General features: G+C 67.9%; 15 protein-coding genes. 8 read left to right on the plus strand and 7 right to left on the minus strand.

Annotated elements, in window-relative coordinates:
* The first annotated feature begins 386 nt into the window (after positions 1–386).
* From ACRYRV_RS04910 to ACRYRV_RS04935, 6 genes are read left to right on the plus strand one after another with little or no spacing between them, the layout of a single operon-like run.
* Entirely contained in the window at positions 387–3,197 is a 2,811-nt protein-coding gene (locus tag ACRYRV_RS04910) for a monovalent cation/H+ antiporter subunit A (protein WP_444985764.1), read from the plus strand.
* Positions 3,197–3,538 (plus strand): Na+/H+ antiporter subunit C, encoded by a 342-nt coding sequence (locus tag ACRYRV_RS04915; protein ID WP_253449410.1) that lies wholly within the window; start codon positions 3,197–3,199, stop codon positions 3,536–3,538. Before ACRYRV_RS04910 ends, ACRYRV_RS04915 begins: the two co-directional genes overlap by 1 nt.
* Positions 3,535–5,073, plus strand: a complete 1,539-nt coding sequence (locus ACRYRV_RS04920; protein WP_444985763.1) for a monovalent cation/H+ antiporter subunit D — start codon at positions 3,535–3,537, stop codon at positions 5,071–5,073. Before ACRYRV_RS04915 ends, ACRYRV_RS04920 begins: the two co-directional genes overlap by 4 nt.
* Positions 5,070–5,567: a Na+/H+ antiporter subunit E gene (locus tag ACRYRV_RS04925; RefSeq protein WP_444985762.1), complete on the plus strand. Its 498-nt coding sequence runs from the start codon at positions 5,070–5,072 to the stop codon at positions 5,565–5,567. The genes ACRYRV_RS04920 and ACRYRV_RS04925 overlap by 4 nt, the downstream gene beginning before the upstream one ends.
* Entirely contained in the window at positions 5,561–5,830 is a 270-nt protein-coding gene (locus ACRYRV_RS04930) for a K+/H+ antiporter subunit F (RefSeq protein ID WP_299316558.1), read from the plus strand. The genes ACRYRV_RS04925 and ACRYRV_RS04930 overlap by 7 nt, the downstream gene beginning before the upstream one ends.
* A gap of 10 nt (positions 5,831–5,840) precedes the next feature.
* The gene (locus tag ACRYRV_RS04935; protein ID WP_299316557.1) at positions 5,841–6,278 is read left to right on the plus strand and encodes a Na+/H+ antiporter subunit G; all 438 of its coding nucleotides are present in this window, start codon (positions 5,841–5,843) and stop codon (positions 6,276–6,278) included.
* An 18-nt stretch (positions 6,279–6,296) separates the two neighbouring features.
* Here ACRYRV_RS04935 and hemH read toward each other — a convergent pair whose 3' ends face one another.
* A complete protein-coding gene (gene hemH / locus ACRYRV_RS04940) occupies positions 6,297–7,397 on the minus strand; it encodes a ferrochelatase (protein ID WP_444985761.1) in 1,101 nt (366 codons plus the stop codon).
* 122 nt (positions 7,398–7,519) lie between these two features.
* Between hemH and ACRYRV_RS04945 the strand changes: the two genes are divergently transcribed.
* Together ACRYRV_RS04945 and ACRYRV_RS04950 are read left to right on the plus strand one after the other, a co-directional pair.
* Positions 7,520–9,148: a cryptochrome/photolyase family protein gene (locus ACRYRV_RS04945; protein WP_444985760.1), complete on the plus strand. Its 1,629-nt coding sequence runs from the start codon at positions 7,520–7,522 to the stop codon at positions 9,146–9,148.
* Entirely contained in the window at positions 9,145–9,543 is a 399-nt protein-coding gene (locus ACRYRV_RS04950) for a thiol-disulfide oxidoreductase DCC family protein (RefSeq protein ID WP_309637535.1), read from the plus strand. The genes ACRYRV_RS04945 and ACRYRV_RS04950 overlap by 4 nt, the downstream gene beginning before the upstream one ends.
* Positions 9,544–9,584: 41 nt before the next feature.
* Here the strand turns inward: ACRYRV_RS04950 and ACRYRV_RS04955 are convergent, their stop codons facing one another.
* From ACRYRV_RS04955 to rpsR, 6 genes are all read right to left on the minus strand, one after another.
* On the minus strand, positions 9,585–9,887 hold the full coding sequence (locus ACRYRV_RS04955; protein ID WP_253449395.1) for a DUF6482 family protein: 303 nt from the start codon (positions 9,885–9,887) through the stop codon (positions 9,585–9,587).
* A 119-nt stretch (positions 9,888–10,006) separates the two neighbouring features.
* Positions 10,007–10,300: a hypothetical protein gene (locus ACRYRV_RS04960; protein ID WP_253449393.1), complete on the minus strand. Its 294-nt coding sequence runs from the start codon at positions 10,298–10,300 to the stop codon at positions 10,007–10,009.
* 110 nt (positions 10,301–10,410) lie between these two features.
* Entirely contained in the window at positions 10,411–11,799 is a 1,389-nt protein-coding gene (gene dnaB / locus ACRYRV_RS04965; RefSeq protein WP_444985759.1) for a replicative DNA helicase, read from the minus strand.
* Positions 11,800–11,966: 167 nt separating this feature from the next.
* Positions 11,967–12,413, minus strand: coding sequence for a 50S ribosomal protein L9 (gene rplI / locus ACRYRV_RS04970; RefSeq protein ID WP_253449390.1), 447 nt, complete (start codon positions 12,411–12,413; stop codon positions 11,967–11,969).
* 15 nt (positions 12,414–12,428) lie between these two features.
* Positions 12,429–13,280, minus strand: a complete 852-nt coding sequence (locus ACRYRV_RS04975) for a hypothetical protein (protein ID WP_253449388.1) — start codon at positions 13,278–13,280, stop codon at positions 12,429–12,431.
* A 12-nt stretch (positions 13,281–13,292) separates the two neighbouring features.
* Entirely contained in the window at positions 13,293–13,520 is a 228-nt protein-coding gene (gene rpsR, locus ACRYRV_RS04980) for a 30S ribosomal protein S18 (RefSeq protein WP_023004506.1), read from the minus strand.
* Positions 13,521–13,542 lie beyond the last annotated feature (22 nt).

A 13,542-nucleotide genomic window follows, 5' to 3' on the forward strand; every position in this document is an offset into this window, starting at 1 on the left:
CAAGGGGGCTCTCCTGGTCGTGTTCGTCCTGAGGTCCAAGGGCGCATGGCAGGCGGCCTGATCTGGATCAGCATTCGCCTAATGGATGACGCAGCGCAGCACCCCGGAGCCTGTTTATCAATAGAGAAAGCCTATAGACTCTCGCCGGCGAGTGGCAAGAACGGGCTGCGCGTTACCTTAAACGGAAGTCGACATCATATCATTAGTGAATGATTACCATGCGATTTTCGGCCGCGCCCGGTTGCCGCACCCCAGCGCTCCGGTGGCTGCTGGCCAGCGGAATGAAGACGAGCCGGGCGGTGACGTGACTGCCCGGGCCACAGGCGCCGCCCCGGCGTCCAGGGCCTGGAAGGTACGCTTCCGCCACTGAGTGGACGAGCATACCGATGGCACTGCTGTGGATTCCCCTTCTCACTCTTCTCGGCGCCCTGGTGCCGATTGCCACCTCCCGCCACGGCCGACGCCTCTGCACGCTCGCGACCCTCGTTGCCCCCCTGCTCGCCCTGGGCCTGGTGCTGATCCACGCCCCGGCGGTGCTGGCCGGCGAGGTGGTCTCGGTCTCCCTGACCTGGATGCCCCTGCTCGGCCTCGACCTGGCGCTGCGTATCGACGGCCTGACCCTGCTCTTTGCGCTGCTGATCCTGGGCATCGGCAGCCTGATCCTTTACTACGCCGGCCACTACCTCAGCGCCGACGAGGATGACGGTCGCTTCCTCGCCTACATGATGCTCTTCATGACCGCCATGGTCGGCATCGCCATGGCGGACAACCTTATCCTGCTGTGGCTCTTTTGGGAGCTGACCAGCGTCTCCTCCTTCCTGCTGATCGGTTTCTGGGGCCACCGGAGCGACGCCCGCCGCGGCGCGCGCATGGCGCTGGCGGTCACCGGCGCCGGCGGCCTGGCGCTGCTCGCCGGCCTGCTGCTGATCGGCAACGTGGTGGGCAGCTTCGCCATGGCGGACGTGCTGGCCGCCGGCGACGTCATCCGCGCCTCGGCGCACTACCCGCTGATCCTGGCGCTGGTGCTGCTGGGCGCCTTTACCAAGTCGGCCCAGTTCCCCTTCCACTTCTGGCTGCCCCACGCCATGGCCGCACCTACCCCGGTCTCGGCCTTCCTGCACTCGGCCACCATGGTCAAGGCGGGCGTCTTCCTGATGGCACGCCTCACTCCGGCCCTGGGCGACAGCCAGCTGTGGGCCGTAGCGCTCTCCCTGGTGGGCCTGACCACCATGCTCTACGCCGCCTGGTTCGCCCTGCTGCAGCGCGACCTCAAGGGGATCCTCGCCTTCTCCACGGTGAGCCACCTGGGGCTGATCACCCTGCTGCTGGGGCTGGGCAGCCCGCTGGCCATCGTCGCCGCGGTCTTCCATATCCTCAACCACGCCACCTTCAAGGCGGCACTCTTCATGAGCGTGGGGATCATCGATCACGAGACCGGCACCCGGGACATCGACCGCCTGGGGGCGCTCTGGTCGATGATGCCGCTGACCGGCACCATGGTGATCCTGGCGGGCGCCGCCATGGCCGGCTTCCCCCCCTTCAACGGCTTTCTCTCCAAGGAGATGCTCTTCGAGCAGAGCCTGATCAACGACGTGCTGGGGGCCCTGAGCGGCCTGATTCCGCTGCTGGTGACGGTGGCCGCCACCCTCTCGGTGGCCTACTCGCTGCGCCTGATCTGGAGCCTCTTCTTCGCCGCGCCCAAGCTGACCCGGGAGCAGAAGGCCGAGCCGCCCATGCACGTCCATGATCCGGCCCGGGGCATGCTGGCCCCTGGCCTCTTCCTGGCCGCCATGAGCCTGGCAGTGGGGCTCTTCCCCATGACCCTGGCCGCCCCGCTGGTCAACGCCGCCAGCCTCGCCGTCCAGGGTGACACCACCCCGCTGATCTCCCTGGCGCTGTGGCACGGCCTCAACCTGCCCCTCGCCATGAGCCTGATGGCGGTCATCGGCGGCATCCTGCTGGTGCGCCAGCATCGCCGCCTGGCCAACATCGCCGCCCTCTTCCCGACCCGCGACGCCAGCCTGACCTTCGAGGCGGCGGTACTGAAGGTGATCAAGGCCACCCTCTGGCTGACCCAGCGCCTGGAGAACGGCTCCCTGCAGCGCTACCAGGCGCTGCTGGTACTCTGTGCGCTGGTCATGGTGGGCGTGGGGCTGGCCAACCTCGACACCCTGACCGGCCCCCTCGGCATGCAGCCCCTGGACGGTATGCTGGTGCTGGGGGCGGCGCTGATCATCTTCGGCGCCGTCGGCAGCGCCCTGAGCCACCGCTGGCGGCTGGTCTCGCTGCTGATGCTCTCGGTGGTAGGCCTGACCGTTTCGCTCACCTTCGTGCGCTTCTCCGCCCCCGACCTGGCACTGACCCAGCTCTCGGTGGAGGTGGTGTCGATGATCCTCTTCATCCTGGCGCTCTTCTTCCTGCCCCAGCGCCCGCCGCTGCTGGTCTCCCAGCGGCGCATCCTGCGCGACCTGCTGCTGGCGGCCTCCCTGGGGCTGGTGGTGGCGATGCTCAACTACGCCCTGCTGACCCGGGAGACCATCTCCATCGCCGACTACTTCCTGCGCGAGGCGGTGCCGGGCGGCGGCGGCACCAACGTGGTCAACGTCATCCTGGTGGACTTCCGGGGCTACGACACCCTGGGCGAGATCACCGTGCTCACCCTGGCGGGCCTGGCCACCTTCAAGCTGCTCAACCGCATGAAGCTCTTCAAGCCGTCGGGCAACCTGGAGGGGATCCGCTGGTCGCGCCACCGCTACCCGCTGATCCTCGCCGTGATCGCCCAGATTCTGCTACCCCTGGCCCTGCTGGTCTCGGTCTATATCTTCCTGCGGGGCCACAACCAGCCCGGCGGCGGCTTTATCGCCGGCCTGATCACCGCCGTGGCGCTGATCCTGCAGTACATGGCCCGGGGCCACGACTGGACTCGGGAGCGACTGCCGATCTCCTACCCGGCGGTGGCGGTATCCGGCCTGGTCGTCGCCGTGGCCACCGGCCTGGCCAGCTGGCTCTTCGGCTACCCCTTCCTGACCTCGACCTTCGGTCACTTCCATATCCCGCTGATCGGTGAGATCGAACTCGCCTCGGCCATGCTCTTCGATGTGGGGGTCTACCTGGCCGTGGTCGGCGCCACCCTGATGATCCTGATCAACCTGGGCCGGGTCACCACGATCCACCGCCCGACGCTGGAGGAACGTTGATGGAAGCCCTCTTTTCCCTGGTGGTCGGTGTCCTTACCGCCAGCGGTATCTACCTGCTGCTGCGCGGGCGCACCTTCCCGGTGATCATCGGCCTGGCCCTGCTCGGCTATGCGGTGAACCTCTTCCTCTTCTCCACCGGCGGACTCAACACCCACGCCGCCGCGGTCATCGGCGAATCGATCACGCCCTCCGACCCCCTCCCCCAGGCGCTGGTGCTCACCGCCATCGTGATCGGCTTCGCCATGACCGCCTTCGTGGTGATCCTGGCGATCCGCGCTCGCAGCGAGCTGGGCAGTGACCATGTGGACGGCCAGTCCGGCGAAGCGGGAGACGCCAAATGAGCCAGCACCTCGTGACCCTGCCGATCCTGATCCCCATGATCGGCGCCCTTGCCCTGCTGCTCTTCAACCAGGCCAGCGATACCCGGAGGCGCCAGCTCAGCACCGCCCTCTGCGTGGCCCAGGTGCTGGTGGCCGCCTGGCTGCTGGCGGTGGCGGGCGACGGCCAGATGCTCTTCTATGCGCTGGGCAACTGGCACGCCCCCTTCGGCATCGTGCTGATGCTGGACCGGCTCTCCGCGCTGATGCTGATCCTGACCGCCGTGCTGGCACTGGGCAGCGTGCTCTTCGCCTGCGCCGGCGAGGATGCTCGCGGCACCAACTTCCACGGCCTCTTCCAGCTGCAGCTGATGGGGCTCAACGGCGCCTTCCTGACCGGCGACATGTTCAACCTCTTCGTCTTCTTCGAGATCACCCTGCTGGCCTCCTACGCCCTGATGATGCACGGCGGCGGCAAGGAGCGCATCGGTGCCGGCCTGCACTATGTGATCCTGAACCTGGCCGGCTCGGCGCTCTTCATCGTCGCCCTGGGGGTGCTCTACGGCGCCACCGGCACCCTCAACATGGCCGACATGGCCCGCCGGGTGGCGCAGATGTCCGGCGACCAGGCGGCCCTGGTCACCGCCGGCGCCCTGCTGCTGATCGTGGTCTTCAGCCTCAAGGCGGCGCTGCTGCCCCTCTACTTCTGGCTGCCGCGCACCTATGCGGCGGCGCCGGCGCCGGTGGCCGCCCTGTTCGCCATCATGACCAAGCTCGGCCTCTACGCCATTCTGCGCGTGCAGTCGCTGATCTTCGCCGACACCCCGGTAGCCGAGGCGATTGCCACCTGGCTGTGGTGGTCGGGGCTGGCCACCATCGCCCTGGCGGGCGTCGGGGTGCTGGCGGCCCGGGACCTGCGAACCCTGGTGGCCTACCTGGTGCTGGTCTCCGTGGGCACCCTGATGGCCGGTACGGCGCTGGGCTCCGTCGATGCCATCGGCGCGCTGCTCTACTACCTGCCCCATACCACCCTGATCTGTGGCGCCCTCTACCTGATCGCCGAGCTGATCAGCCAGCAGCGCGGCAAGGCGGGCACCCGCCTGGTGCGGGGCCGCCGGCTCCATCAGCGCCACCTGCTGGGCGGCATGTTCCTGGTCGCCGCCGTGGCGGTGGCGGGTCTGCCGCCCCTGGCCGGATCGCTCGGCAAGGCCCTGCTGATGCAGGCCGCCGAGGGGTCGGCGCGGCTGTGGCTCTGGCCGCTGCTGCTGCTGGCCGGCCTCTGCGCGCTGATCGCCATGTCCCGGGCCGGCTCGGTGTTCTTCTGGGCCAGCTACAAGGGCGAGGTCGATAGCGGTCGCGTCACCCGGCCCCAGCTGGCGGGGGTGCTCTGGCTGCTGGCCAGCGCCCCCCTGCTGGTCGCCTTCGCCGGGCCGGTCAGCGGCTATACCCAGGCCACCGCCGAACAGCTGGCCGAGCCCCAGGCGGTGATCGCCCGGCTGCTCGGCGAATCCCCCGCCCTCCAGTTCGGACGGCTCACCATCGAGGGAGAGTCACCATGAAAGCCATGGGTCGCCTGCTGCCCACTCCTACCCTGTCGCTGGTGCTGCTGATCACCTGGCTTCTGCTGGTGCGCAGCATCGAACCGGGCCAGCTGATCCTCGGCGCCGTCCTGGCCGTGGGGATCCCGCTGCTCACCCGGGGCTTCTGGCAGCCCCTGCCCCAGGTCAAGCACCCCATCAAGCTCGCCAGGTTCGTGCTGGTGGTGCTCTACGATATCGTCAAGGCCAACGTTCAGGTCAGCCTGCTGATCCTCTCGCCGAAGCGTGAGCCCCACCCCGGATTCGTGGAGTACCCGCTCTCGGTCAAGGATCCGCTGACCATCACCCTGCTGGCCAACACCATCACCATGACGCCGGGCACCGTCTCCACCAACGTTCGCCTGGACCGCTCCTCACTGCTGATCCACGTGCTGGATATGCACGACGAGCAGGCGCTGGTGCGCGAGATACAGGAGCGCTACGAGCGCCCGCTCAAGGAGATCTTCGAATGCTAGACATCGCGCTGATGATCAGCCTGACGCTGATCGTGATGGCCATGGCCATGAATGTCTTTCGCCTGGCCAAGGGGCCCGATGTCCCGGACCGCCTGCTGGCCCTGGACACCCTCTACGTCAACTCCATCGCGCTGATCGTGCTGCTCGGGCTCTGGCTCAACACCAAGACCTACTTCGAGGCCGCGATCCTGATCGCCATGCTTGGCTTCGTGGGCACCATGGCCATCTGCCGCTACCTGCTGCGCGGCGACATCATCGAGTAAGGAGCCGACCATGAACCTCTACCTGCTGGCCGAAGCCGTGGTCGCCTTCCTGCTCGTGGCGGGCGGCATCTTCGCCTTTACCGGCTCCTTGGGCATGCTGCAGTTCAAGGACTTCTTCATGCGCCTGCACGGCCCCACCAAGGGCACCACCCTGGGGATCGGCTGCACCCTGATCGCCTCCATGCTCTACTTCACGGTGACCCAGGGCGAGTTTCACGTCCAGGAGCTGCTGATCACCCTGTTCCTGTTCATCACCGCCCCGGTGACCGGCCATATGCTGGCCAAGACCGGCCTGCACATGCACCTGCGCTTCACCACCGGCACCCGGGGCTCGGTGCCGGAGTTCCGCGACGAGGACGTGGGCCAGAGCCGGGTGGCGCGCCCGGCCAAGGCGCGCCACCCCTGGCGCTCCCGCCGCCAGAAGCGCAAGGGACGCCTGCCCCGCTGACGGGGCGGGCATCACGCCTCAGGCCTGGCGGCTGACCCAGCCGGCGAGTTCGTTCTCGATCACCGCCAGCAGCGCGGCGATATGGTCGTCGCGGTCGTTGAGGCAGGGAATGTAGGTGAAGGTCTCGCCCCCCGCCTCGATAAAGGCCTCGCGGATCTCCTCCTCGATCTCCTCCAGGGTCTCCACGCAGTCCGAGGCGAAGGCCGGCGAGATCACCGCGATATGCTTCTTCCCCTGGCGGGCCAGCTCGGCGACGTGCTCCACCGTCTGGGGCCCCACCCACTCCTCGGGACCGAACTGGGACTGGAAGGCGGTCTGGACGGCGTCCGCCTCCCAGCCCAGCGCCTCGCGCAGCAGCCGCGTGGTCTTCTGGCACTGGCAGTGGTAGGGGTCGCCCTCCATCAGGAAGCGCTTGGGCACCCCGTGGTAGGAGGCCACCAGCACCTCCGGCGGGGTCTCGGCGGCGGCATAGCCCTCGCGCACCGTATTGGCCAGCGCCTCGATATAGCGCGGGTGTTCGAAGTAGGCGGGCACGGTGCGCAGGGCGGGCTGCCACTTGAGCTGCATCAGGGTGCGGAAGGCGTGGTCATTGGCGGTGGCCGTGGTCGGCGAGGCGTACTGGGGGTAGAGCGGGAAGAAGAGGATCTTCTCGCAGCCCGCCGCCTGCATGCGCTTGAGCACACTGTCGGTGGAGGGGTTGCCGTAGCGCATGCAGAAGTCGACCATCACTCCGTCGCCGAACAGCCCCTCGAGCCCCTCGGCCACCTTGCGGGTCTGCTCCCGGGTAATGGTCAAGAGCGGGCTTTCGTCCTTCTCGGTGTTCCAGATGCTGCGATAGGCCTCCCCGGACTTGAAGGGGCGCCGCGACAGGATGATCAGCTGCAGCAGCGGCTGCCACTTCCAGCTCGGGTAGTCCACCACCCGCTTGTCGGAGAGAAACTCGCTGAGGTAGCGGCGCATGGACCAGTAGTCGGTGGCGTCCGGGGTGCCCAGGTTGGCCAGCACCACGCCGACTCGGGCGCGCCGAACGGGCGGATGGTCGGCGGGGGCGTGGGCCAGGCGACCCTCGCCGGGGCGGTCCATGGCAGCGTTGGCCGGTTCCTTGGTCGAGGTGGTCATGGCTGGGCTCCTTGATCGATGCGCGCTGGATGGTGTGATGCGGCTAGTGTATCAGGCCCCTCGCCCTGAGGGGTGATCGAGTTGTACTATCAAATTTATTTGTACAGCTTGAGGTAAACAACATGCCCCGCCCCCTGGTGCTGATCCTCGGCGACCAGCTGAGCACCGACCTTGCCAGCCTGGGCGACCTGCCCGACGACGCCGTGGTGGCGCTGTGCGAAGTGGCCGGTGAAGGGCGCTACGTGCCCCATCATCCTCAGAAGGTCGCCCTGATCCTCTCCGCCATGCGCCACTTCGCCGAGGCGCTGCGCCGGCGCGGCCTGCGGGTGCACTACAGCGCACTGGACGATCCCGACAACCTGCAGTCGCTGATCCCGGAGGCCGAGCGCCTGGCGGCCCTCTACGGCTGCGACGAGATCCGTGCGGTGCGCCCCGGCGAGTGGCGACTGTGGCAGGCAATGACGGCGCGTGCGGGCGCCCCCCTCCCCTGGCGCCTGATCGAGGACGACCGCTTCTACACCACGCCGGAGGCATTCGCCGCCTGGGCAGACGGCCGCAAGGCGCTGCGCCTGGAGTACTTCTATCGCGAACTACGTCGCCGTACAGGCCTGCTGATGGAGGGCGGCGCCGCCGCCGGCGGCAAGTGGAACTACGATCAGGACAACCGTGAGCCGCTGCCCGATGCCCTCGAGATACCCGCCGCGCCCCGCCACGGCCTGGACGCCACCACCGAGGCGGTGATGGCCCTGGTCGAGGAGCATTTCGGCGATCACTTCGGCAGCCTGGCGGGCTTTCAGTGGCCGGTGACGCGGCGCCAGGCGCTGGTCGACCTGCGCCACTTCCTGGCTCACCTGCTGCCCGACTTTGGCCGCTACCAGGACGCCATCAGCGACAGCGAGCCCTTCCTCTTCCACTCCCGGCTCTCGGCGGCGCTCAATATCGGCCTGCTCTCCCCCCGGGAGGTGTGCGAAGCCGCCGAGCGGGAGTACCTCGAGGGGCGCGCGCCCCTCAACTCGGTGGAGGGCTTCATCCGCCAGATTCTGGGCTGGCGGGAGTATGTGCGCGGCCTCTACTGGACTCGCATGCCCGACTACAAGCGCGGCAACGCCCTGGGAGCAAACGGCGAGCTGCCCGCCTGCTACTGGAGCGGCGACACCGAGCTGCGCTGCCTGCGCCGGGCCATCGAGATGACCCGCGACAATGCCTACGCCCACCATATCCAGCGGCTGATGGTCACCGGCAACATCGCCCTGCTCTGCGACGTCTCCCCCGAGGCGCTCTGTGACTGGTACCTGGCGGTCTACGCCGACGCCTGCGAATGGGTGGAGCTGCCCAACGTGCTGGGCATGGTGCTGCACGCCGACGGCGGCCTGATGGGCTCCAAGCCCTACTGCGCTTCGGGCAAGTATATCGACCGCATGTCGGACCACTGCCGCCACTGCCGCTTCGACCCGAAGAAGGTCACCGGCGAGGGCGCCTGCCCCCTCAACAGCCTCTACTGGCGCTTCCTCGAGCGCCACGCCGAGACCCTCTCCGCCAACCCGCGCATGAAGCTGATCTACGGCTCGCTGACGAGGATGAGCGACGCGAAGCGCTCGGCCATGCGGGAACAGGCCCAGGCCTTCCTGGACGCGCTGCCCCGCTCGAGCGCCTGGCGCGACGCCGCACACGAGCAGCGCCGCCACCACCTGGCCGGCTACGCCTCCGAGCCGGTTCCCCACGAGCCCACGCATCCTGAGGACACCCCATGAGTCGACGCGCCGCCCTCTCCGCCACCCCCCCGGTCACCCTCTATCACGACGGCCACTGCCCGCTCTGCCAGCGAGAGGTGGCCTGGCTCTCGCGCCACCCGCGTCGGGAACGCGTGGCCCTGGTGGATATCCAGGCGCCGGAGTTCGATGCCGAGGCCCTGGGGAAGCGCTTCGAGGCGATGATGGGACGACTGCACCTGCAGGACGCCGAGGGGCGCTGGTTCATCGGCATGGACGCCAGCCGGGCGCTCTACGCCGTGCTGGGGTATCGAAGGCTGGTGTGGCTAAGCAGCCTGCCGGGGGTGGCGGCCGCGCTGGACGCTGGGTATCTCTGGTTTGCCCGCCGCCGGGTGCGCCTGGGGCGCTGGCTTGAGGGACGGCGGCGGAAGCGGTAGGCGGGAAAGGGAGCGCTGTTGCTCCGGGCGGCGTGGGGGCTCTAGAACACCAGCGGCATCCGCGAGGTGAGCGGATCCTGGTAGTGAGCGTCGCGGCCGATCACCTCATCGTGGGGCACGTACTGCACCAGATAGGCACGATGGATGCCGGCGCGCTTGAGCTCCAGATAGACGTCGTCCAGGGCGCGGTAGAGCACCGGCTTGCCCCGGTGGGTCAGCATATGGCGCTGGCCCTCGATGTCCTCCAGCTCCACCTGATAGAAGCGGCTGCCGGCATGGCCGATGACGCGGATCTCGTAGTTGTCATGCTGGGCCGCGAAGGCCTTGAGGTCCTTGAATTCCATGCTTCCCTCCTGGGAATCTTGTGATTGCTGCTCCGCACAGCCTGACGCCATGAGATGACATCTGGATGACGGCTGCATGTGGACGCTATGACCATCGATGCCCGGGAGGGTTCCGCAAGTTACTGATAGCTGGAGGGATCGATCGCCTTGCCCAGGGAGTTGCGGTCGATCCACTTGCCCGCCTTGGTCTCCTTGTAGCGGAACACCACGCGGTCGCCGACCTGCACCGGCAGCTCGGCGTCTTCGGTCTGGTAGCTGTAGCTCTCCCCCTCCACCACCAGCTGATAGCGGTAGAGGTCGGGCATGCCCAGCCACTCCTTGAAGGGGCCCTCGCGCTCCAGGGACTGGAGTTCACCGCGCGCCTCCAGCTTGGGGGTGCGCTGCCGATTACCGCGCCGGAATCCGCCTGCCATGTTCTCTCCTTTCGCTCGATGCTGTTCGGCCGGCGGCACGGGGTGCCGCTCGGCTCCAGGGGCTGGGCATTATACGGGCCCAGCGGCCCGGCTCAACCCGTCCGCCCGACTCACTCGCCGAAGGTGTCGCCGTAGCTGTCCGGCGCCAGGTCCTCGAAGCGGGTGTACTTGCCGATGAAGGCCATGTGCACCGTGCCGATGGGGCCGTTACGCTGCTTGCCGATGATCAGCTCGGCGAGCCCCTGATTGTCGGGGTTATCCGGATTGTAGACCTCATCGCGATAGACGAAGGCGATCACGTCGGCGTCCTGCTCGATGGCGCCCGACTCGCGCAGGTCCGACATCACCGGGCGCTTGTTGGGCCGCTGCTCGAGGGAGCGGTTGAGCTGGGAGAGCGCCACCACCGGACAGCCGAACTCCTTGGCCATGCCCTTGAGCGAGCGGGAGATCTCGGAGATCTCGCCGGTGCGATTCTCGGAGAAACCGGGAATCTGCATCAGCTGCAGGTAGTCGATCATCACCAGCGCCAGGTTGCCGTGCTCTCGCACCACCCGGCGGATGCGCGAGCGCATCTCGTTGGGCGAGAGCGCCGCGGTGTCATCGATGAACAGCTGCTTGTCCTTGAGCAGATTGACCGCCGAGGTGAGCCGCGGCCAGTCCTCGTCCTCCAGCTGCCCGGTACGCACCCGGGTCTGGTCGATGCGCCCCAGCGACGAAAGCATGCGCAACATCAGCGACTCGGCGGGCATCTCCATGGAGAACACCATCACCGGCCGGTCGCTGGCGATCACCGCATGCTCCACCAGGTTCATGGCGAAGGTGGTCTTGCCCATGGAGGGTCTGCCCGCGATGATCACCAGGTCAGAGGGCTGCAGGCCCGAGGTCATCTCGTCCAGGTCACGGAAGCCGGTGGAGATACCGGTCATCTCCCCCTTCATGTTGAAGAGTTCGTCGATGCGGTCCACCGCCTTGGCGAGCAACTCGCTCATGCCGATGGGCCCGCCCGACTTGGGGCGCTCCTCGCTGATCTGGAAGACCAGGCGTTCCGCCTCATCGACCAGCTCGTCCGCCGGCCGCCCCTGGGGGCTGAAGGCGCCGTCGGCGATCTGGCTGGCGGCGCGGATCAGCTTGCGCAGGGTGGCCCGCTCGCGAACGATATCGGCATAGGCGCGGATATTGCTCGCCGAGGGGGTATTGCGGGCCAGCTCCGCCAGGTAGGCGAGACCGCCCACGGTATCGAGCTGGTCGCGCCCTTCCAGCGCCTCGGAGAGGGTCACCACGTCCAGGGGGCGGGCCGCCTCGGCCAGCTCCGCCATGACGTTGAAGATCAGGCGGTGCTCGTAGCGGTAGAAGTCGTCGGCCACCAGGCGGTCGGCGACGTTATCCCAGGCCTGGTTGTCGAGCATCAGCCCGCCCAGCACCGACTGCTCCGCCTCGAGCGAGTGGGGCGGCACCTTGAGGGCGGCGGTTTCCTTGTCCTGCTCGAGGATCTCAGACATGGCGTGACTCAACCTGGGCGTTGCGGGGAGGCTATTCTACCCCAGACGAGCGGCAGGCCGCATGGGCGAGCCCAACGTCTGCGGCCAGGGCCTGGCCGGGGGTAGCGAAACGACGAGGGGCGCGGGGATCTCTCCCCGCGCCCCTCATCTGGCGCTGCGGACGCGGCTTATTCGGCCACGACCACCACGCGCACGGTGGCGTCGACTTCCGCATGCAGCTGCAGGTGGATGTCGTACTCGCCGGTGGCACGAATCGGGCCTTCCGGCATCTTCACTTCGCTCTTGGCCACGTCGAAGCCGGCAGAGGCGATGGCCTCAGCCAGGTCGCGGGGACCGATGGAGCCGAACAGCTTGCCCTCGTCGCCGGCCTTGGCGACCAGGGAGAGTTCGATCTCGTTGAGCTGCTCAGCGCGAGCCTCGGCCTCGGCCTTGCGCTCGGCGGCCTGGGCCTCGAGCTCGGCGCGCTGGGCCTGGAAGGCCTCGATGTTCTCCTTGGAGGCCGGCACGGCGAGGCCGTAGGGCACCAGGTAGTTGCGGCCGTAGCCGGGCTTGACGGTCACCTGGTCACCCAGGCCGCCGAGCTTGCCAATATTGTCGAGCAGAATGACTTCCATCTCGTTAACCTCTTGTCAGTTGCGGCTGGCGATGCGCCCGCGGAAATCCGCGAAGACGTCGATGAAGGCCAGCAGCAGCACGATCAGAATCATGGGCCAGGTGGTGATCAACAGCACATAGAAGAGGATCAGCCACAGCCCGTTCATCCCTTTCAGTCCGATATAACCGTGTACCAGCGCGATGCCGGCGACCAGCAGCGGTATCCACAGCAGCATGCCGAGTGCCGGCAGCCCGAGCACGGCGCCCACGACCCCGAGGACCACCAGCACGGCGAGCTCCCGGGAGGTGAGGCGCATGGCGTGGAACTCCTCGCGGAAGCCCCCGGGGTTGTAGAGCCCCGCCTGCCAGCTGCGCGCCAGGGCCAGGCAGGCCACGGCGGCAATCAGCACCACCAGCCCCGTGATACCGCCGATCAGCATTCCGGCCAGCTGCTCGGTATCGAGCCCCTGGCTGGCCAGCTCGCTGAGCAGGCGCTCCACCTCGGGAGACCCCTGGCGCAGCTGCTCCAGCATGGGCCCCGCCCCGCCCGGCGGCAGGAAGACGCCGAACTGGATCATCCCGGCGCCGACCAGGGCGCCGGCGATCAGCGCCTCGCTCCAGCGCATGCGGGAGCGCAGCACGACGGCCATCAGCGTCACCAGCAGCACACTGGTCAGCGGAATGACGTCGCCCTGGGCCCACCACCAGCCGGCCGGCACCCCGGCCGCGACGATCACCGGCAGCGCCGGTGACAGCCCACGACGCAGGGTGACCAGGGCCGCGATGGCGGCCCCCAGCCAGAACAGCCAGGGGATCAGCGTGGAGAGGGCGGCCCCGCCGACGGCGTAGGGCGTGCCCCGCATCATCCAGCGGGCGATTGCGAGCATCACGCCAGGCGCTTACTGGTGGCTATCGGTGTAGGGCAGCAGGGCCAGGTAGCGGGCGCGCTTGACAGCGGTGGCCAGCTGGCGCTGATAACGGGCCTTGGTACCGGTGATGCGGCTGGGAACGATCTTGCCGGTCTCGGTGATGTAGGCCTTGAGGGTGTCCAGATCCTTGTAGTCGATCTGCTTCACGCCCTCGGCGGTGAAACGGCAGAACTTGCGGCGGCGGAAAAAGCGTGCCATGTGAAGACTCCTTCAGACGTGC

It is taken from the genome of Halomonas mongoliensis (assembly GCF_052496345.1).

Coding starts and splice junctions, on each gene's coding strand:
- ACRYRV_RS04945 (WP_444985760.1), top strand. CDS start 7,520: ATGCCCCGCCCCCTGGTGCTGATCCTCGGCGACCAGCTGAGCACCGAC.
- ACRYRV_RS04955 (WP_253449395.1), bottom strand. CDS start 9,887: ATGGAATTCAAGGACCTCAAGGCCTTCGCGGCCCAGCATGACAACTAC.
- ACRYRV_RS04935 (WP_299316557.1), top strand. CDS start 5,841: ATGAACCTCTACCTGCTGGCCGAAGCCGTGGTCGCCTTCCTGCTCGTG.
- ACRYRV_RS04920 (WP_444985763.1), top strand. CDS start 3,535: ATGAGCCAGCACCTCGTGACCCTGCCGATCCTGATCCCCATGATCGGC.
- ACRYRV_RS04910 (WP_444985764.1), top strand. CDS start 387: ATGGCACTGCTGTGGATTCCCCTTCTCACTCTTCTCGGCGCCCTGGTG.
- hemH (WP_444985761.1), bottom strand. CDS start 7,397: ATGACCACCTCGACCAAGGAACCGGCCAACGCTGCCATGGACCGCCCC.
- rpsR (WP_023004506.1), bottom strand. CDS start 13,520: ATGGCACGCTTTTTCCGCCGCCGCAAGTTCTGCCGTTTCACCGCCGAG.
- ACRYRV_RS04975 (WP_253449388.1), bottom strand. CDS start 13,280: ATGCTCGCAATCGCCCGCTGGATGATGCGGGGCACGCCCTACGCCGTC.
- ACRYRV_RS04950 (WP_309637535.1), top strand. CDS start 9,145: ATGAGTCGACGCGCCGCCCTCTCCGCCACCCCCCCGGTCACCCTCTAT.
- dnaB (WP_444985759.1), bottom strand. CDS start 11,799: ATGTCTGAGATCCTCGAGCAGGACAAGGAAACCGCCGCCCTCAAGGTG.
- ACRYRV_RS04915 (WP_253449410.1), top strand. CDS start 3,197: ATGGAAGCCCTCTTTTCCCTGGTGGTCGGTGTCCTTACCGCCAGCGGT.
- ACRYRV_RS04925 (WP_444985762.1), top strand. CDS start 5,070: ATGAAAGCCATGGGTCGCCTGCTGCCCACTCCTACCCTGTCGCTGGTG.
- ACRYRV_RS04960 (WP_253449393.1), bottom strand. CDS start 10,300: ATGGCAGGCGGATTCCGGCGCGGTAATCGGCAGCGCACCCCCAAGCTG.
- ACRYRV_RS04930 (WP_299316558.1), top strand. CDS start 5,561: ATGCTAGACATCGCGCTGATGATCAGCCTGACGCTGATCGTGATGGCC.
- rplI (WP_253449390.1), bottom strand. CDS start 12,413: ATGGAAGTCATTCTGCTCGACAATATTGGCAAGCTCGGCGGCCTGGGT.